This is a genomic window from Streptomyces bluensis, from assembly GCF_014650715.1.
Lineage (GTDB): Bacteria > Actinomycetota > Actinomycetes > Streptomycetales > Streptomycetaceae > Streptomyces > Streptomyces bluensis.
Window position 1 is genome coordinate 128,925 of record NZ_BMVM01000005.1, and the last position, 17,832, is coordinate 146,756.

At 71.2% G+C, this 17,832-nt stretch carries 15 protein-coding genes; 8 read left to right on the forward strand and 7 right to left on the reverse strand.

Annotated elements, in window-relative coordinates:
* Positions 1-22: 22 nt before the first annotated feature.
* The 3 genes from IE262_RS15575 to IE262_RS15585 all read left to right on the forward strand — a co-directional run bounded on the left by IE262_RS15575 (position 23) and on the right by IE262_RS15585 (position 4,771).
* The gene (locus tag IE262_RS15575) at positions 23-1,747 is read left to right on the forward strand and encodes a BCCT family transporter (RefSeq protein ID WP_189874228.1); all 1,725 of its coding nucleotides are present in this window, start codon (positions 23-25) and stop codon (positions 1,745-1,747) included.
* Positions 1,748-1,970: 223 nt separating this feature from the next.
* On the forward strand, positions 1,971-2,993 hold the full coding sequence (locus IE262_RS15580) for an oxidoreductase (protein WP_189874565.1): 1,023 nt from the start codon (positions 1,971-1,973) through the stop codon (positions 2,991-2,993).
* A gap of 137 nt (positions 2,994-3,130) precedes the next feature.
* A complete protein-coding gene (locus IE262_RS15585) occupies positions 3,131-4,771 on the forward strand; it encodes an ABC-F family ATP-binding cassette domain-containing protein (RefSeq protein ID WP_189874230.1) in 1,641 nt (546 codons plus the stop codon).
* Between the two features lie 629 nt (positions 4,772-5,400).
* Here IE262_RS15585 and IE262_RS15590 read toward each other — a convergent pair.
* From IE262_RS15590 to IE262_RS15600, 3 genes are all read right to left on the reverse strand, one after another.
* Positions 5,401-7,779 carry a Tex family protein gene (locus IE262_RS15590; protein WP_189874232.1) on the reverse strand — a complete coding sequence of 793 codons (2,379 nt, stop codon included), beginning with the start codon at positions 7,777-7,779 and terminating at the stop codon, positions 5,401-5,403.
* Positions 7,780-7,865: 86 nt separating this feature from the next.
* Positions 7,866-8,009, reverse strand: coding sequence for an LPFR motif small protein (locus IE262_RS15595; RefSeq protein WP_166681654.1), 144 nt, complete (start codon positions 8,007-8,009; stop codon positions 7,866-7,868).
* A 97-nt stretch (positions 8,010-8,106) separates the two neighbouring features.
* The gene (locus IE262_RS15600) at positions 8,107-8,844 is read right to left on the reverse strand and encodes an enoyl-CoA hydratase/isomerase family protein (protein ID WP_189874234.1); all 738 of its coding nucleotides are present in this window, start codon (positions 8,842-8,844) and stop codon (positions 8,107-8,109) included.
* Between the two features lie 65 nt (positions 8,845-8,909).
* On the opposite strand from IE262_RS15600, the gene IE262_RS15605 reads away from it, so the two are divergent.
* Together IE262_RS15605 and IE262_RS15610 are read left to right on the forward strand one after the other, a co-directional pair.
* On the forward strand, positions 8,910-9,527 hold the full coding sequence (locus IE262_RS15605) for an HdeD family acid-resistance protein (RefSeq protein WP_134037072.1): 618 nt from the start codon (positions 8,910-8,912) through the stop codon (positions 9,525-9,527).
* A gap of 173 nt (positions 9,528-9,700) precedes the next feature.
* Positions 9,701-10,210 (forward strand): ATP-binding protein, encoded by a 510-nt coding sequence (locus tag IE262_RS15610; RefSeq protein WP_134037785.1) that lies wholly within the window; start codon positions 9,701-9,703, stop codon positions 10,208-10,210.
* A 190-nt stretch (positions 10,211-10,400) separates the two neighbouring features.
* Here the strand turns inward: IE262_RS15610 and idi are convergent, their stop codons facing one another.
* The 4 genes from idi to galE all read right to left on the reverse strand — a co-directional run bounded on the left by idi (position 10,401) and on the right by galE (position 13,901).
* Positions 10,401-10,994, reverse strand: a complete 594-nt coding sequence (gene idi, locus IE262_RS15615) for an isopentenyl-diphosphate Delta-isomerase (RefSeq protein ID WP_134037075.1) — start codon at positions 10,992-10,994, stop codon at positions 10,401-10,403.
* A 126-nt stretch (positions 10,995-11,120) separates the two neighbouring features.
* A complete protein-coding gene (locus IE262_RS15620) occupies positions 11,121-11,660 on the reverse strand; it encodes a GNAT family N-acetyltransferase (RefSeq protein ID WP_189874236.1) in 540 nt (179 codons plus the stop codon).
* Between the two features lie 192 nt (positions 11,661-11,852).
* Positions 11,853-12,791, reverse strand: coding sequence for a cation diffusion facilitator family transporter (locus tag IE262_RS15625; RefSeq protein ID WP_134037079.1), 939 nt, complete (start codon positions 12,789-12,791; stop codon positions 11,853-11,855).
* A 141-nt stretch (positions 12,792-12,932) separates the two neighbouring features.
* Positions 12,933-13,901 (reverse strand): UDP-glucose 4-epimerase GalE, encoded by a 969-nt coding sequence (gene galE, locus IE262_RS15630; protein WP_189874238.1) that lies wholly within the window; start codon positions 13,899-13,901, stop codon positions 12,933-12,935.
* 288 nt (positions 13,902-14,189) lie between these two features.
* Between galE and IE262_RS15635 the strand changes: the two genes are divergently transcribed.
* Genes IE262_RS15635 through IE262_RS15645 form a run of 3 tightly spaced genes read left to right on the forward strand, consistent with a single transcriptional unit; the run spans position 14,190 to position 17,814 of the window.
* On the forward strand, positions 14,190-16,013 hold the full coding sequence (locus IE262_RS15635) for a DUF5941 domain-containing protein (protein WP_189874567.1): 1,824 nt from the start codon (positions 14,190-14,192) through the stop codon (positions 16,011-16,013).
* A complete protein-coding gene (locus tag IE262_RS15640) occupies positions 16,010-16,762 on the forward strand; it encodes a phosphocholine cytidylyltransferase family protein (RefSeq protein WP_189874240.1) in 753 nt (250 codons plus the stop codon). Before IE262_RS15635 ends, IE262_RS15640 begins: the two co-directional genes overlap by 4 nt.
* A complete protein-coding gene (locus tag IE262_RS15645; RefSeq protein WP_189874242.1) occupies positions 16,750-17,814 on the forward strand; it encodes an iron-containing alcohol dehydrogenase family protein in 1,065 nt (354 codons plus the stop codon). Before IE262_RS15640 ends, IE262_RS15645 begins: the two co-directional genes overlap by 13 nt.
* Positions 17,815-17,832 lie beyond the last annotated feature (18 nt).

The following is a 17,832-nucleotide window of genomic DNA, read 5'->3' on the forward strand; positions in this document are numbered from 1 at the left end:
CACTCCGGGAAAGGCTCCGCCTGTGACGCATGAACTCCACCGCACCCACGGCCAACACGAGGGAGGCGCGCTTCCAGGATCGGAAGCGGGCCTCCCGGGCGGCGGACGGCCGCAGACGGACCGCATCGTGTTCGGTGTGACCGCCGCCCTCACCCTGGCCTTCGTCCTGTGGGGCGCGATCTGGACCGACTCGCTTGAGGACGCTTCGGCCGGCCTGCTCGGCGGGCTCATACGCAACGGCGGTTGGGCCTTCATGCTGGCCGCCTCCTGCTTCGTGGTCTTCGCCCTCTGGCTCGCGGTCAGCCGCTACGGCCGCATCCACCTGGGCGCGGAGGGCGAGAAGCCCGAGTTCCGCACGGTGTCCTGGGTCGCGATGATGTTCAGCGCGGGCATGGGCATCGGACTGATGTTCTACGGCGTCAGCGAGCCGCTCTCGCACTACACCACGCCCCCGCCGGGCACCAGTCCCGAGAGCTCCGGCGAGCGCATGGAGACGGCGATGGCGACCACCCTCTTCCACTGGACGCTGCACCCGTGGGCGATCTACGCGGTGGTCGGCCTCGGCATCGCCTACAGCACGTTCCGCAAGCGCCGCCGCCAGACCATCAGCGCCGTCTTCACCCCGCTGATCGGTGAGAAGCACGCGAACGGCACCGGGGGCCGGATCATCGACATCCTCGCGATCGTCGCCACCGTCTTCGGATCCGCTGCCTCCCTCGGCCTCGGCGCGCTCCAGATCGGCTCCGGCGTCCAGGAACTGGACTGGATGGACAAGGTGAGCACCGGGCTTCTGGTCGCCATCATCGCCGTTCTGACCCTGGCCTTCGTCGCCTCCGCGGTGTCCGGAGTGGAGAGAGGCATCCAGTGGCTGTCCAACACCAACATGGTGCTCGCACTGTTGCTCGTCGCCTTCGTGTTCGTCGCCGGCCCCACCATCCTGATCCTCGACCTGCTGCCGACGTCGGTCTTCTCCTTCCTCGGCGACCTGCCCCAACTCGCGGGCCGCACCGAGGCGTCCGGCGGCGAGGGCGTCGCGGACTGGCTGGGCAGCTGGACCGTCTTCTACTGGGCCTGGTGGATCTCCTGGACGCCGTTCGTCGGCATGTTCATCGCACGCATCAGCCGAGGCCGTACGATCCGTCAGTTCGTGGGCGGCGTGATCCTGGTCCCCAGCACGGTCAGCCTCCTCTGGTTCGCGGTCTTCGGCGGTACGGCGATGAGGCAGCAGGAGCGCGGACGACTCGGTGAGGAGTCCACCCCCGAGGGCCAGCTCTTCGCCGTACTCCAGGACTACCCCGTCGCCACCGTCACCAGCCTGCTCGTGATGATCCTGGTCGGCATCTTCTTCGTGTCCGGCGCCGACGCCGCGTCCATCGTGATGGGAACGCTCTCACAGAAGGGCGCGCTCGAACCCGGCCGGTTCGTCGTCGTGTTCTGGGGCGTCGTCACGGGAGCCGTCGCCGCGATCATGCTGCTCGTCGGCAGCGGACAGGGCGACGCGCTCACCGGCCTCCAGAACCTCACGATCCTCGCCGCCGCGCCGTTCGTGGTCGTGATGATCGGCATGTGCGTCGCCCTCATGCGCGACCTGCGCCGGGATCCGGTCATCGTGCGCGAGGAGATGGCCTCCGAGGCCGTCGAGAGCGCCGTCATCGTGGGCCAGAAGAGGTACGACGGCGACTTCGAGATCAAGATCGGTCCCGGCCAGGGGACGGAGCCGGAAGGGGATCCGCTCGGCAAGCACTGAGCTTCGGGCGACGGCAGGGGAGAACCGCGGGCCGGCGGGCGGCCGCGGGCGCGTCGTGCGGGCGTCGAGTCACGTCGCGACGCGCACGCCCCCGACCGTACGTACGCCACTCTCCTCGGGCCGGGGCGCCGCTTCCTGGTTCCGTGACGCGGTGACATCGACGGAATCTGTCATGCCGTGCTCACATTGCTCCCGCTCTGGGGATACTCACACCATGTCTGCCATGTCCGCCGAGTACGCGACCTTCGGCCTGGCACCGGCGATGCGTGCCGGTGGCGTCCTCGCCAACGGTGACTACCAAGCGCACCGGGACTTCGTCGACTTCATGGTCGACGGACGCCCGCTGCTGTTCCAGCTCTCCGACCTCGACGCCGTCTCCCCGCTCGCCTCCGACATCCCGCCCGCGATCTTCACCGCCCAGGTGCGCAGCCTGCTCCTGGAGGCCGACGCCCCGCTGACTGACGGCCGGTACGTCATCTACGGCTGCCCGGAGTGCGAGGATCTCGCCTGCGGGGCCGTCACGGCCGTCATAGAGAGGGACGGCGACGACTACGTGTGGCGCGACTTCGCCTGGCAGACCGGGGAGACCGCCGATCTGGAACGGAACGGCTACCACGGCATCGGTCCGTTCCGCTTCCACGGCCCCGACTACCGCGGCGCGTTGCAGTCCCTCCTGAGCGCGGACGACGCCGCTGCCCGCCGCCGCGTGCTCCTCATCGGCGCCCGTGTCGCGGTCCTCGCCAGGCTCGCTGCGGCCCTGCGCACCATCGGCATCGGTGCGGACATCACCCACGACGCCACCGAAGTGCCCGCCGAGGAACTGCGCACCTACGGCGCGGTGGCCTTCGGCCGGGCCGTGGGCGAGGAGGAACGCGCCGCCGTACGGGAAGCGTTCGAGCGAGCCGGGGTCGAGGTCGCCCACGTCGACGGGCTCGCCCCGGTCATCCCGCTGCTCGTGGCCCAGATCGAGAACGCCCTGGACCGCAGCCCGTCGGCCCAGCGGCGCCTGACCCGGCTGATCGCCGCCGAGGGCGAGGCGGGCGTCGAGGTCACGTCCACCTGCCGGGTCCAGGTGACCGTGTACCGTCTGGACCGTCTCCACCGCACCCACACGCACGCGGCCTTCGACGGCATCCTCCCGGCGGGCCGCCATCGCATCGCACTGAGCGGGAAGGCACTGAAGGGCGAGTCGTTCGTCGTGGCGCGGTCATCGGGGACCGTGTTGGTGGAGCCGATGGTGCGCTGAGGGGCAGGAGGATCCGCCGCCGGCCCGTGGCGGTGCCGGGCCCGAAGGCGGTGCGCGACCGCGCGGTCCGCGCCGGTCCGGGGGCCGGAGCCTTTCCGTTGGGCCCGCACGTCCCGTGGTCGTTAGGATCGCCCCCTGTGACCGCCACCCTCGTCGTCAAGAACCTCTCCGCCGGACACGGCGACCGCTCCCTCTTCTCCGGGCTCGACCTCGTCGTGGCGCCCGGCGACGTGATCGGGCTCGTCGGTGCCAACGGAGCGGGCAAGTCCACGCTGCTGCGCATGCTCGCCGGGCTGCTCGCCCCGGAACAGGGGGAGCTGCGGCTCTCCCCGCCCACCGCGACCGTGGGCCACCTGCCCCAGGAGCCGGAACGGCGGGAGGGCGAGACGGTACGGGCGTTCCTGGCGCGCCGTACGGGCGTCGCCGCGGCCCAGCGTGCGATGGACGAGGCGACGCAGGCGCTCGTCGACGGAGCGCCCGGCGCGGACGACGCGTACGCGACGAGCCTGGAGCGCTGGCTCGCCCTGGGCGGCGCCGACCTCGACGAGCGCGCGGAGGAAGTCGCCGACGCGCTGGGCCTGGGGGTGAGCCTGGACCAGCTGATGACGGGCCTCTCGGGCGGCCAGGCGGCGCGGGCCGGCCTGGCCTCCCTGCTGCTGTCCCGCTACGACGTCTTCCTCCTCGACGAGCCCACCAACGACCTGGATCTGGACGGCCTGGAGCGACTCGAACGATTCGTGAGCGGCCTGCGCGCGGGCACCGTCGTCGTCAGCCACGACCGCGAGTTCCTGACCCGCACGGTCACCAAGGTCCTCGAACTCGACCTCGCCCAAGGACAGATCAACCTCTACGGCGGCGGCTACGAGGCCTACCTGGAGGAGCGGGACACCGCCCGCAGGCATGCGCGCGACGACTACGACGAGTACGCCGACAAGAAGGCGGCCCTCCAGGACCGCGCCCAGACGCAGCGCGCCTGGATGGACAAGGGCGTCAAGAACGCGCGCCGCAAGGCGGGCAACGACAACGACAAGATCGGCCGCAAGTTCCGCAGCGAGGCGAGCGAGAAGCAGGCGGCCAAGGCCCGGCAGACCCAGCGCATGATCGAACGGCTGGAGGTCGTCGAGGAGCCGCGCAAGGAGTGGGAGCTGCGGATGAGCATCGCGGCCGCCCCGCGCTCGGGCGCGGTCGTCGCGACCCTGCGGGACGCCGAGGTGCGCCGCGGCGACTTCGTGTTCGGACCCGTGTCCCTTCAGCTCGACTGGGCGGACCGGGTGGCGGTGACGGGCGCGAACGGCGCGGGCAAGTCGACGCTGCTCGGGGCGCTGCTGGGGCGTGTCCCCCTGGACGCGGGCCACGGCTCCCTGGGCTCGGGCGTCCTGGTCGGCGAGGTCGACCAGGCCCGTGGGCTGTTCCACGGCTCCGAGTCGTTGCTGGACGCGTTCTGCGCGGCCGTACCGGAGACCGAGCCGGTCGAGGTCCGCACCCTCCTGGCCAAGTTCGGACTGAAGTCGGACCACGTGCTGCGCGCGGCGGCGACCCTGTCCCCGGGCGAGCGCACGAGGGCCGCGCTCGCGCTGCTCCAGGGCAGAGGCGTCAACCTCCTGGTCCTGGACGAGCCGACCAACCACCTCGATCTCCCCGCCATCGAACAGCTGGAGTCGGCACTGGACTCCTACGAGGGCACGCTGCTCCTGGTGACGCACGACCGGCGGATGCTGGACGCGGTACGGGTGACGAGGCGCTTCGAGGTGGCGTCGGGGAAGGTGACGGAACGCTAGGCCCCGTCGTCGGACAGCGGGGTTCTGTCGCCCCCGCCGCCCCTACCCGTCCCATCCCTGGGGGCTGCCGCCCCCAGACCCCCCTTGCGAGCGCTGGGGTGCGTGGGAGCAGCGCCGCCCCGCACCCCAGCCCCTCCGGCGTTGGAGGTGCGGGGTTCCGGGGGCTGACCCCCGCACGGGGCCCGGGGCGGAGCCCCGAAGAGGGGCCAGGGGGCGCGGTCCCAAGCCCGGGGAGTGGGAGTCGCGGCCCAAAGCCCGGGGGCTGGGGGCGTGCCCCAAAATCCGGGGGCTGGGGGTGTGGTTCCAAGTCCGGGGGCTGGGGGCGTGGTCCCAAGTCCGGGGGCTGGGGACGTGCCCCAAAGTCCGGGGCCGGGGACTTGCCCAAAGCCCGGGGCCGGGGACTTGCCCAAAGCCCGAGGCCGGGGGCGTGACTCAAAGGCCGGGTGGCCGGGGGCGCGGCCCCGAAGCGGGGAGGGCCAGGGGCGGAGCCCCGAAGTGGGGGGCCGGGGCACAGCCCCGAAAACCCGGGGTCCAGGGGCCTCCGCCCCCTGGGCGGGGTCGAAGGGGCGGAGCCCCTGGGGATGGGACGGGTAGGGGCGGCGGGGGCGAAAGAGACCCCCGCCGCAACCTCACCGCCGCTTGGGATCGACCAGTCCCGCTCGCCGCAACGCATCCGCCATCGCACTGTTCGCGGGAGCAGAGGCCTGACGCGCCCCACCACCCCCGCCGCCACCGCCGCCACGCCCCTGCCGCTGCTGAGGCGCCCGCCCCCCACGCTGCTGCCGCCCACCGCCGGAGGCAGCCGCTCCCTGCCCGGCCGCCTCGTCGTCCAGCCGCAGCGTCAGCGAGATCCGCTTGCGCGGGATGTCGACGTCCAGCACCTTCACCTTGACGATGTCCCCGGGCTTCACCACGTCCCGCGGATCCTTGACGAACGTCTTCGACATCGCCGAGACGTGCACCAGCCCGTCCTGGTGGACACCGACGTCCACGAAGGCACCGAAGGCCGCGACGTTCGTGACGACCCCCTCCAGCACCATCCCGGAGGACAGGTCGGAGATCTTCTCGACGCCCTCCTTGAAGGTGGCCGTCTTGAAGGCCGGCCGAGGGTCGCGCCCCGGCTTCTCCAGCTCCTTCAGGATGTCGGTCACCGTCGGCAGACCGAACGTCTCGTCCACGAAGTCACCCGGCTTCAGCGACCGCAGCACCGACGTGTTGCCGATCAGCGACGCCACCTCGGCGCCCGACCGCTTCACCATCCGCCGGACCACCGGATACGCCTCGGGGTGCACGCTCGACGCGTCCAGCGGGTCGTCGCCGCCCCGGATCCGGAGGAAGCCCGCGCACTGCTCGTACGCCTTCGGCCCCAGCCGCGTCACGCCCTTCAGGTCGGAGCGGGACCGGAACGGGCCGTTCGCGTCGCGGTGCGCCACGATGTTCTCCGCGAGACCGGAGGAGATGCCGGAGACCCGGGCGAGCAGCGGCGCCGAGGCGGTGTTGACGTCGACGCCCACGCCGTTCACACAGTCCTCGACCACCGCGTCCAGCGACCGCGACAGCTTCACCTCGGACAGGTCGTGCTGGTACTGCCCGACTCCGATCGACTTCGGGTCGATCTTCACCAGCTCGGCGAGCGGGTCCTGGAGGCGGCGGGCGATCGAGACGGCACCGCGGAGCGAGACGTCCATGCCGGGCAGCTCCTGCGAGGCGAACGCCGACGCCGAGTACACGGACGCGCCCGCCTCGGACACCATCACCTTGGTGAGCTTCAGCTCCGGGTGCTTGCTGATCAGTTCACCGGCGAGCTTGTCCGTCTCGCGCGACGCGGTGCCGTTGCCGATCGCGATCAGCTCGACCGCGTGCTCCTTGGCGAGCCGCGCGAGCTTGGCGACGGCCTCGTCCCACTTGTTGGCCGGGACGTGCGGGTAGATGACGTCGGTGGCGACGACCTTGCCGGTGGCGTCGACCACGGCGACCTTCACGCCCGTACGGAAACCCGGGTCGAGCCCCAGCGTCGCCCGTGTGCCCGCGGGTGCGGCGAGGAGCAGGTCCCGCAGGTTCGCCGCGAACACGTCGACCGCCTCGTCCTCGGCGGCGGTCCGCAGCCGCAGCCGCAGGTCGATGCCGAGGTGCACGAGGATCCGGGTGCGCCAGGCCCAGCGGACCGTGTCCTTGAGCCACTTGTCGGCAGGGCGTCCGCGGTCGGCGATCCCGAAGCGGTTGGCCACGATGCCCTCGTACGAGGACGGGCCGTCCGTGGGCTCCTCGGGCTCCAGGACAAGGTCGAGGACCTCCTCCTTCTCGCCGCGCAGCATGGCGAGGACGCGGTGCGAGGGCAGCTCCGTGAAGGGCTCGGCGAAGTCGAAGTAGTCGGCGAACTTCGCGCCCGCCTCCTCCTTGCCCTCCCGCACCTTGGCGGCCAGCCGCCCGCGCACCCACATCCGCTCGCGCAGCTCGCCGATCAGGTCGGCGTCCTCCGAGAACCGCTCGGTGAGGATCGCCCGTGCGCCGTCCAGCGCGGCCTGCGGATCGGCGACGCCCTTGTCGGCGTCCACGAACGCCGCCGCGGCCGCGAGAGGCTCGACGGCGGGGTCGCCCAGCAGCCCCTCGGCCAGCGGTTCGAGCCCCGCCTCGCGGGCGATCTGCGCCTTGGTGCGCCGTTTCGGCTTGAACGGCAGGTAGATGTCCTCCAGCCGCGCCTTGGTCTCGGCACCGCGGATCTGCGCCTCGACCTCGGGCGTCAGCTTGCCCTGCTCGCGCACCGAGTCGAGGATCGCCGTCCGCCGCTCCTCCAGCTCCCGCAGATAGCGCAGCCGCTCCTCGATCGTGCGCAACTGCGCGTCGTCGAGCATCTCGGTCGCTTCCTTGCGGTAGCGGGCGATGAAGGGCACGGTCGAACCGCCGTCGAGCAGCTCCACCGCGGCCTTGACCTGCCGCTCCCGCACGCCGAGCTCCTCGGCGATCCTGCCTTCGATGGACCCTACTTCAAGGGACCCGGGTGTCGTCACGATCCCGTACCGCCTTCTCCACTGAGGTTGCGCGGCAATTGTGGCAGGCGACACCGACAGCGGAGGACCAGGGCGCGATGACGCCGTCAGACCCGGCGCGCTCGACCACCGCGCCGCGTGGACCCCGAGGCTCCGCCCAGGAGCCGGGCCAGGGCGCGGAACGGCAGCGTCACCACGGTGGCGATCGCGGCTCCGATCTGCCGCAACACATCTGCGATCGCACTGAACACGAGATTCCCCTTTCGTCTCCCGGCCCGTACGACCGGGACGCGTCGAGTACCGCGACTCGGCCCGGTCATGCCCGGGACGGCTGGAGCAAGGGGGAGCTCACACGCTCCACGTGAACCGTGGTGCGCGGCGCTCCAGGAACGCGGCGACGCCCTCCGCGGTGTCGCCGCTCCCGCGCGCCTGCTGCGCCCAGTGGGCGTCCCGGTCCGTGCGGCCGTTCGCGAACTCCTTGGCCGCGGCCTGCGTCAACTGTGAGCGGGAGACCAGCACCCGGGTGAACTCCCGGACTCGCTTGCCCAGTTCACCCTCCGGGACCACCTCGTCCACCAGCCCCGTTCGCAGAGCCCGTTCCGCCTCGATCAACTCGCCGGAGAACAGCAGGTACTTGGCGGTCCCGGGCCCCACCAGCGACACCAGCCGCCGTGTGGAGGAGGCCGGATAGACGATCCCCAGCTTCGCCGGGGTCACCCCGAACAGCGCGCCCTCCTCCGCGAACCGCAGGTCGCAGGCCGCCGCGAGCTGCGACCCGCCGCCCACGCAGTACCCGCGGACCGCCGCGAGCGAAGGCTTCGGGAAGGCCGCGAGCGCCTCCTCGGCGAGCCTCGCCAGCTCCTGCGCCTCGTCCGGCGAGTCCCGCAGTGTCGATATGTCGGCCCCGGCGCAGAAGGTGTCGCCCTCGCCGGTGAGCACGAGCGCCCGTACGGCGGGATCGGCGGCCAGGCCTTCGAGCAGCGGCGGCAGCGCACGCCACATCCCGACCGTCATGGCGTTGCGTTTGGCCGGGTGATGGATGACGACGGTGGCGACCCCGTCAGTGACGCTGTGCAGCAGCTCCATACGCGGATGCTATCCGTGACCCGCGCACGTACGATCAAGAAGGGGCCCGGGGTGAGGAGGGTCCGATGACACGAACGAAGCACGACCGGACCGCCGGACTTCGCCGCGGTTTCACCTGGGTCGGCGCACTCGGTGTGATCCTGGTGCTCGCGGGGCTCGTCGGGCTCCTCTACACCGCGTTCGCCACCCTGACCACGATGCTCCTGTTCGGCTGGCTGCTGCTGATCGGCGGTGTGGTCGGCCTGATGCAAGCGGTCCAGGCGCGCGGCACCAGCTTCTTCTGGCTCGCTGTGGTGGTCGCCGCCCTGAACATCGCGGCCGGCGTGGTCATGATCCGCAGGCCCGAGGCGGGGGCCGAGGCCCTTGCCATGTTCGGCGCGCTGCTGTTCCTGAGCGGCGGGGTGTTCCGGGTGATCGGCAGCCTCGTGGTGCGCGGGCCGCAGTTCGGCTGGACCCTCGTCCAGGGCGCCTTCGGGCTGTTCCTCGGCATCGTGGTGCTGGCCTCCTGGCCGAGCAGCAAGTACGTCATGGGTTCGTTCTTCTCGCTCGCGCTGCTTTTCGACGGCCTCGGTCTGATCGCGGCCGGGTACGGCGGGCGGCGCATCGTCGGCATGGTCTCGGACCGGATGACCCCCGGGAAGAAACCGGGCGGGCCCGGAGTCAAGCCCGTACAACCCGAATAATTCGCAAGGCGGCACGACGCGGACAGGGGTGGTCGTGCCGCCGACCGTACCGTTCAAAGGCAGGCGGAAGTCGTCGATACGCGCTGACTTCTGTTCAGTCCTCCGGTCCGCGCCCCTGCGTTACCAACACTCGACGTGTGGTGACAATCGAGCGCAAGGGCGGCGACCGGACGATGGACGACCAGGGGCGGGGGCCGGGCCCACGCCCTGCGGGCGGCGAGGACGTATCCCCCGACCTACGACCGCCGGGGCCGCTGCCGTACGAAGGGGTGTGGCGGTTCACCGCTCCGGCCGTCGACGCCTCGGTTCCACAGGCGCGGCGCGCCGTCCGCGATCTGCTCGGCCGCCAGGGCGTGCCCGTCACGGAGGACCTGGGCCATGGGCTGCTGCTGATCGTCTCCGAACTGGTGACCAACGCGGTCAAACACGCGGCGCTGCTGTCGCCGACGATCGCCGTGGAGGTCGCCGTCGGGGCCGAGTGGGTGCGTATCGCGGTGGAGGACAACCACCCCTACCGCCCGACCGCTCTGCAGACCGACCACGCCCGGACCGGCGGCCGGGGGCTGCTGCTCGTCCAGGAGATCGCCCGGGAGGCGGGCGGCGGGTGCGACGTGGAGCACACCGCGAGCGGCGGCAAGGTGATCTGGGCCGCCCTGCCCTTGCATCCCGCGCGCCTCCCCTAGGCCCTGTCGTCAAACTCCCTCCCCCACTGCCTTAAGGGCGTGGGAGGTACCCCCACTCGCCGCGGGGCCCGCCCTCCGGGCGGACGGCGGGAGTTTGACGACAGGGCCTGGGCGTATCGCACTGAGAGGTCCTGAGATGTGACTGAGAGGTGTCGGCGATGCACCTCAGAGGTGCGGACCTGGCCCCGGCTCACCAGCCCGCGGACGCGCCTGTCAGCTCCCTGACCGCCGGACGGGCCGCGTCCAGCACGGTCGTGAACCAGGCGGAGAAGGGGTCCTTCGCATGCCGCTCCGCCAGCTCCGCGGGTGTCACGAAGGCCGTTGCCCCGACCTCCTCGGGCTCGGGGCGCGGCGGGGACTGCACGAGTCCCACGAACAGGTGGTTGAACTCCTGCTCCACCAGGCCCGAGCGCGGGTCGGGGTGGTTGTAGCGGACGGTGCCCGCCTCGGCGAGCAGCGACGGAGAGACCCCCAGCTCCTCGTACGTGCGCCGGGCCGCCGCCGCGAAGGGGGCCTCGCCCGGGTACGGATGGCCGCAGCACGTGTTCGACCACACACCAGGGGAGTGGTACTTGCCGAGGGCGCGCTGCTGGAGCAGCAGCCGCCCGCGCTCGTCGAAGAGGAACACGGAGAACGCCCGGTGCAGCTGCCCGGGCGGCTGGTGGACGGCGAGCTTCTCCGCCGTGCCGATGGTGTTGCCGTCCTCGTCGACCAGTTCCAGCAGAATCGCTTCCGTGATGCCGTTCGGGGAACTGTGCATCTCGGTGGCAGGTGTGATCGGCATACCCATCCTTAACCTCGTTCGTCCGGTCTCAAGTCTGCCGTACGAAACCGGTGCTCACGGCGGTTGGCCCCCCTCCGCATGTCCCGCACCGGCACCCCGGAGCGGGCCATGCGGAGGGGGCGCGGATCAGACGCCGAAAGCGGTGGGATACCTGATCGTGCCCGGTGCCACACATGCGGAACCGTTCAGCACGAGCGCCATCATCGCCTCGTCCGGTGCGTCGAACCCGGGCCGGATGCCGTATGCGGAAGCCCGCGTGAAACCGAAGCGCGGGTAGTACTCCGGATGCCCGAGTACGAGCACGAGCCGCTCCTCGCGCCCCCGTGCCGCCTCCAGCACCGCGCGTACGACGGCCGCTCCCGCTCCCTGCCGCTGCCGGCCGGGCCGTACGGCGACGGGCGCCAGCGCGAGCGCGGGCACCTCGTCGACATGGCACCGGGTGAGCAGCGCGTACGCCGCGACCGCACCGTCCGGTCCTTCGGCGACGTACGAGAGGTCCGGCAGCCAGGCCCCGGGATCGGAGCGCAGCGCCTCCACCAGATCGGCCTCCTCCGCCCTCCCGAAGGCGGCGGCGGTCAGCTCGTACACCTCGGCACGGTCGGCGGGGGACTCCGGCCGGGTGCGCCATGACATGGTCTGTGCGGAGTCGTCGATGGTGTCGGTCATGGGAAAACCCTTGGGTGAAAGGGCCGGGCCGACCTCTCGACGAGATGACGAGACCGGGTCAGCCGTCGGCCCGGGAAGTGGGGACACACGTGTCGCTGCGCAGGGCAGCGCCGAACGCGACAGTCATCAACCCACCTCCTCGAAGTCACCAGCCCCGCCGGCACCCGGTACCGAGCGGGACCGAGCGGGATCTCAGTGGCACAGCTTAGCCTCGTGCTCCGCGTGACCGCTCGGCTCCAGCTGGAAAGTGCAGTGCTCGACGTCGAAGTGGTCGCCGAGGCAGCGCTGGAGTTCGTGCAGCAGCTTCTCGTGCCCGAGGGCGCCGAGCGTCTCGGAGCCGACGACCACATGCGCGGAGAGGACCGGCATGCCCGAGGTGATGGTCCAGGCGTGCAGGTCGTGGACGTCCTCCACGCCCGGCAGCGCCAGGATGTGCGCCCGTACCTTCGCCATGTCGACGTTCTTGGGAGCCGCCTCCAGCAGCACGTCGAGCGTCTCGCGCAGCAGCTTGACCGTACGAGGGACGATCATCAGACCGATGACGAGCGAGGCGATCGGGTCGGCGGCCTGCCAGCCCGTCGTCAGGATGACCACCCCGGAGACCAGCACCGCCACCGAGCCCAGCGCGTCCGCCACCACCTCCAGGAACGCGCCCCGCACGTTCAGGCTCTCCTTCTGCCCCCGCATCAGCAACGTGAGCGAGATCATGTTCGCCGCCAGACCGATCAGCGCGAACGTGATGGCGAGCCCGCCCTTGGTCTCGGCCGGTGTGACGAAGCGCTCGATGGCCTCGTACAGGAGGTAGCCGCCCACGCCGAGCAGCAGCACGCAGTTGGCGAGCGCGGCGAGGATCTCGGCGCGTGCGTACCCGAACGTTCGCTGGTCGCTCGCGGGCCGTCCCGCGAAGTGGATCGCGAGCAGCGCCATAGTCAGCCCCACGGCGTCGGTGGCCATATGGGCCGCGTCCGCGATGAGCGCGAGCGAATCCGCGAGAATCCCGCCCACGATCTGGATCACCATGACGGTGAGCGTGATCGTCAGCGCGACACGCAGCTTCCCCCGGTACGCCGCCGTCGCCGTACCGCCGGCCGACGCTCCGTGCGCGTGCCCGTGATCGTGCCCAGCCCCCATGACTCCGCCCTTCGGTCTCTCGCAGTGCGTTCGGGAGCCCCAGTCAACTACGGGTGGGGGGTATGTGCAACGCGGCACTGAACACCGTTGTCATGTGCGCTGACCTGCGAAAATGAACCGCAGGTCAGGGGCTCGGAGAGATCATCCGCCATGGTGCAGCCGCCACCCGGCCCAGGCCGATTCGACCATCTCGCGTACGTCGCGCCGGGCCGTCCAGCCCAGTTCCCGGGCGGCGAGTTCCGCCGAGGCGACCGCGCGCGGGGCGTCCCCGGGGCGGCGCGGCTCGACGAGCGGGGGCCGCCGGTCGCCGCTCACCTCGCCGATGAGGGTGATGAGTTCACGGACCGAAACACCCTCACCGCGGCCGATGTTGACCGTCAGGTCCCCCGTGGCGCCCTGGGTCAGTCGCCGGGCCGCCGCCAGGTGCGCCTCGGCGAGGTCGGCGACGTGGATGTAGTCGCGGACACAGGTGCCGTCCGGCGTCGGGTAGTCGTCGCCGAAGACGCGCGGGGCCTCATCGCGGGTGAGCCGGTCGAAGACCATCGGGATTATGTTGAAGACGCCGGTGTCGGCCAGTTCCGGCGCCGCCGTGCCCGCCACGTTGAAGTAGCGCAGACACACGGTCGCGATGCCGTGGGCCCGGCCCGCCGCCCGCACCAGCCACTCCCCGGTGAGTTTCGTCTCGCCGTACGGATTCACCGGCGCGCACGGCGTGTCCTCTGTGATGAGCTCCACGTCCGGGTTGCCGTACACCGCCGCGGACGAGGAGAACAGGAACCGTCTGATCCCCGCCTCGGCCACCGCCTCCAGGAGCGTGGCCAGAGCGCCCAGGTTCTCCTGGTAGTAGCGCGTCGGCTGCGCCACGGACTCGCCCACCTGTTTGCGGGCCGCGAGATGCACCACACCCGTCACGGAGTGCTCGGCCAGTACCCGCTTCAGCAACTCGGCGTCCTGCGCCGCACCCCGCACCAGCGGGATGTCCTCGGGGAGCCGGGCGGGCACCCCGGCCGAGAGATCGTCGAGCACCACCACGTGTTCCCCGGCGCCGGCCATGGCCCGCGCCACGTGTGCCCCGATGTACCCGGCCCCACCTGTGATCAGCCATGTCATGGCTCACCACCCTATGCCGCGGCCCGCGCCCCGTACGCGATGACAGGAATGCGCCGCTATGGAGAGCAATGCGCGGTGGCGGTTTGTGACGCGGCACCGGCATCACCCATGATGATCACGGCAAGGGCCGAGCAGACCGGGTTGAGCAGACCATGAACGGCCGGTGAACGCTCTCTTCCCATCATCCGATACCCTCTGCCGACACGCCGCCCGGCCGCCCTCGGCCAGGGGCGTCCCCGCCCGCACACGCCCGGCGCCATCGCGTCGGTACCCAGGGAGTGAGTTCGTCTGTCGACCGCCATCCTCACCGGTCAGCCGGTCCCCGGATCGTCGCTGGAGGGCGATCTGCGGTCGCTCGGCTTCGACGTGCGGGTCGCCTCCGACGCCGGTGACGCCGAGACGCTCCTGGCCCAGGTCCCCGCCGGGCACCGGGTCGCCCTCGTCGACGCCCGCTTCATGGGCCACGTCCACGCGCTGCGTCTCGGCCTCACCGATCCCCGCTTCCCGGCCGCCGCACTGCCCGGCGCCGTGACCGTCCAGCCCGCCGCCCGGCAGGCACTGACCCGTGCGGTGGCCCGCGAGGGCTCCACGCCCACGGGTGGTACGGCCCTCGCCGTGGACGACCTCGCCGACCGCCTCGCCACCGCCCTCGACGCGGACGGCGTCGCCGTGCACCGCCCCGAACTCGGCACCCTCGTCGCCACGGTCCCCGTCGACCCCCAGTCCCTGGACGAGGCCCGCCGGGCCGTGGCCGCCGTCGACGACGAGGCCGTCCGGCTGCGTACGGCCGTGAAGTCCCGCGACGGCTTCTTCACCACGCACTTCATCAGCCCGTACTCCCGCTACATCGCGCGCTGGTGCGCCCGCCGCGGCCTGACCCCGAACCAGGTCACCACCGCGTCCCTGCTCACCGCCCTGATCGCGGCGGGCTGCGCGGCCACCGGCACCCGCGGCGGCTTCGTCGCGGCCGGTGTGCTGCTCCTCTTCTCCTTCGTCCTCGACTGCACCGACGGGCAGCTCGCCCGCTACTCCCTGCAGTACTCGACACTCGGCGCCTGGCTCGACGCCACCTTCGACCGCGCCAAGGAGTACGCCTACTACGCGGGCCTCGCCCTCGGCGCGGCCCGCGGTGGTGACGACGTGTGGGCGCTCGCCCTCGGCGCGATGGTCCTGCAGACCTGTCGCCATGTCGTCGACTTCTCCTTCAACGAGGCGAACGTCGACGAGCAGGGCGTCGCGGCCGCCAACACCAGCCCCACCGCGGCCCTTTCGGACCGGCTCGACAGCGTCGGCTGGACGGTGTGGGTACGCCGGATGATCGTGCTGCCCATCGGTGAACGCTGGGCGATGATCGCCGTGTTGACCGCCGTCACCACTCCTCGGATCACCTTCTACGCGCTGCTCGTCGGCTGCGCGTTCGCCGCGACCTACACCACAGCGGGCCGTGTGCTGCGGTCACTGACGCGCAAGGCGCGCAGGACGGACCGGGCCGCGGGTGCGCTGGCGGACCTCGCGGACAGCGGCCCCCTCGCGGAGACGCTCGCACGGCTGTTGAGCAAGCTGCCCGCCAAGCCCCCGTTCAGCGCGCGTGCCTTCGTCGCGCTGCCGGGCGCTGTGATCCTCGTCGCGGCCGCCTGGCTTGAGCCGTACGGCAGTTGGCTGCCCGTGGGCGCCGCCGCACTGTACGTGTTCACCTCCGCCGCCGCGGTGTCGCTGCCCCTGAAGGGCCGCCTGGACTGGCTCGTTCCCCCCTTCTTCCGCGCCGCCGAGTACTGCACGGTTCTGGTACTGGCGGCCAAAGCCGGTGTGAACGGGGCCCTGCCGGCGGCTTTCGGGCTGGTGGCGGCCGTCGCCTACCATCACTACGACACGGTGTACCGCATCCGCGGCAACGCCGGCGCGCCGCCGCACTGGCTGGTGCGGGCGATCGGCGGGCACGAAGGCAGGACGCTGCTGGTCACCGTCCTGGCCGCGCTGCTCGCGCCCACAGAGTTCAAGGTCGCGCTCACGGCTGCCGCCGTGGCCGTGGCGCTGGTGGTGCTCGCCGAGAGCATCCGTTTCTGGGTGTCCTCCCAAGCACCCGCCGTACACGATGAAGGAGAACCCGCATGATCGGCCTCGTGCTGGCGGCCGGCGCCGGACGGCGTCTGCGCCCCTACACCGACACCCTGCCCAAGGCGCTGGTGCCGGTGGGACCGGAAGGTGACGAGGACAGCCTCACCGTCCTGGACCTGACCCTCGGCAACTTCGCCGAGATCGGTCTGACCGAGGTCGCGATCATCGTCGGCTACCGCAAGGAGGCCGTGTACGAGCGGCGCGAGGCCCTGGAGCAGAAGTACGGCCTCAAGATCACCCTCATCGACAACGACAAGGCCGAGGAGTGGAACAACGCCTACTCCCTGTGGTGCGGCCGTGACGCCATCAAGCACTCGGTGATCCTCGCGAACGGCGACACCGTGCACCCGGTCTCCGTCGAGAAGACCCTGCTCGCCGCCCGTGGCGACGGCAAGAGGATCATCCTCGCCGTCGACACCGTGAAGTCCCTCGCCGACGAGGAGATGAAGGTCGTCGTCGACCCCGGGAAGGGCATGACGAAGATCACCAAGCTGATGGACCCGGCGGAGGCCTCCGGCGAGTACATCGGCGTCACCCTCATCGAGGGCGAGGCCGCCGACGAGCTGGCCGACGCGCTGAAGACGGTCTTCGAGACCGACCCCCAGCAGTTCTACGAGCACGGCTACCAGGAACTCGTGAACCGCGGCTTCAGGATCGACGTCGCGCCCATCGGCGACGTCAGGTGGGTGGAGATCGACAACCACGACGACCTCGCCAAGGGACGTGAGATCGCGTGCCAGTACTGACGAGGCTCATCCCCTCGCCGGTCGTCGTCGACATCCGTCCCGGTGCGCTCGACGACCTGGCGACGATCCTGTCGGACCAGCGCATCGCGCCGTCCGGCCGGATGGCCTTCGCGATCAGCGGCGGCTCCGGCCGTGCGCTGCGCGAGCGGTTCTCCCCCGCGCTGCCGGAGGCGGACTGGTTCTGCGACGCCGACGGCACCATCGACGGCGCGGTACGGCTCGCCGACTCGATCAAGAAGGGCGGGCACTACGACGCCGTGATCGGGCTCGGCGGCGGCAAGGTCATCGACTGCGCCAAGTACGCCGCCGCCCGAGTCGGCCTGCCGCTTGTCGCCGTGGCCACGAACCTCGCCAACGACGGTCTGTGCTCTCCGGTGGCCACGCTCGACAACGACGCGGGCCGCGGCTCGTACGGTGTGCCCAATCCGATCGGGATCGTCATCGACCTGGATGTCATCCGTGAGGCACCGGTGCGCTTCGTGCGGGCCGGGATCGGCGATGTGATCTGCAAGATCTCCGCCGTGGCCGACTGGGAGCTTTCGAGCCGGGAGACGGGTGAGAAAGTCGACGGGCTGGCCGCCGCCATGGCACGGCAGGCCGCCGAAGCGGTGCTGCGTCACCCCGGTGGCATCGGCGACGACGACTTCCTGACGACCCTGTCCGAGTCCCTCGTACTCTGCGGCATCTCCATGTCCGTCGCCGGCGACAGCCGTCCCGCGTCGGGCGCCTGCCACGAGATCAGCCACGCGTTCGACCTGAGCTTCCCGCGGCGCAACGCCCTCCACGGCGAGCAGTGCGGCCTCGGCGGTGCGTTCGCCACGTTCCTGCGGGGCCACCACGAGATCGCGGGGCAGATGGTCGAAGTCCTCCGGCACCACGGCCTGCCCGTCCTCCCGGACGAGATCGGCTTCACCGCCGAGGAGTTTGTCCAGGTCGTGGAGTTCGCCCCGCAGACCCGGCCCGGCCGCTACACGATCCTCGAACATCTCGACCTGTCCACCGACCAGATCAGGGACGCATACGCCGACTATGCAAAAGCCATCGGTAGCTGAACTCCGCCCGGTCGTCCA

What these genes read in the sequence shown, in the direction of transcription:
- IE262_RS15580 (WP_189874565.1), top strand. Translation starts at nt 1,971, where the DNA reads ATGTCCGCCGAGTACGCGACCTTCGGCCTGGCACCGGCGATGCGTGCC.
- IE262_RS15600 (WP_189874234.1), bottom strand. Translation starts at nt 8,844, where the DNA reads ATGGAGCTGCTGCACAGCGTCACTGACGGGGTCGCCACCGTCGTCATC.
- IE262_RS15605 (WP_134037072.1), top strand. Translation starts at nt 8,910, where the DNA reads ATGACACGAACGAAGCACGACCGGACCGCCGGACTTCGCCGCGGTTTC.
- IE262_RS15610 (WP_134037785.1), top strand. Translation starts at nt 9,701, where the DNA reads ATGGACGACCAGGGGCGGGGGCCGGGCCCACGCCCTGCGGGCGGCGAG.
- idi (WP_134037075.1), bottom strand. Translation starts at nt 10,994, where the DNA reads ATGCCGATCACACCTGCCACCGAGATGCACAGTTCCCCGAACGGCATC.
- IE262_RS15620 (WP_189874236.1), bottom strand. Translation starts at nt 11,660, where the DNA reads ATGACCGACACCATCGACGACTCCGCACAGACCATGTCATGGCGCACC.
- IE262_RS15625 (WP_134037079.1), bottom strand. Translation starts at nt 12,791, where the DNA reads ATGGGGGCTGGGCACGATCACGGGCACGCGCACGGAGCGTCGGCCGGC.
- galE (WP_189874238.1), bottom strand. Translation starts at nt 13,901, where the DNA reads ATGACATGGCTGATCACAGGTGGGGCCGGGTACATCGGGGCACACGTG.
- IE262_RS15640 (WP_189874240.1), top strand. Translation starts at nt 16,010, where the DNA reads ATGATCGGCCTCGTGCTGGCGGCCGGCGCCGGACGGCGTCTGCGCCCC.